Origin of the sequence: Bifidobacterium xylocopae (genome assembly GCF_003315615.1) — a bacterium.
GTDB lineage: Bacteria > Actinomycetota > Actinomycetes > Actinomycetales > Bifidobacteriaceae > Bombiscardovia > Bombiscardovia xylocopae.
In genome coordinates, this window is sequence record NZ_PDCH01000089.1 from 1 (window position 1) to 434 (window position 434).

Annotated in this window: 1 pseudogene; it reads right to left on the reverse strand. The window is 60.6% G+C overall.

Features of this window, described 5'->3' with window-relative positions:
- Positions 1–315: pseudogene (locus tag CRD59_RS07750) on the reverse strand (phosphatase PAP2 family protein); the annotation flags it as partial.
- Positions 316–434 lie beyond the last annotated feature (119 nt).

A 434-nucleotide genomic window follows, 5' to 3' on the forward strand; every position in this document is an offset into this window, starting at 1 on the left:
CGAGTCACAGAAGACCACCCACGAGACATGGGCACCACAGAGGTGCCAGCTCTCCCCCAGTTCCAGACCTGAGGCCATCTGGCAAACCAGGTAGCAGCCGTAAAGCATTCCCAGGACACCGGCGGTGAGCATGACCGTGGAGAGAATCTGCACCGAGGCGGAGGAGGCGCGGGTGCCGGGCGCGTCCATACCCGAGCCGCGGGTCAGGGCCAGCATGATCAGGGCCAGGCCGCCAGCCAACAGGATGGACACGATCACGTCGATGGGCCGGTGCCAGTGGGCAAAGATCAGGAGCAGCGCCTGACTCCTTGACAAATCTCCGAGCCCAACCGACCGACGCCTATATTATATCCTGGCTTTTGCTTAATAGCACCTCACCACTGATCAGAGGACAGCGGGTACATCCTCGAGTTTGACCCATAACCTGCGATTCA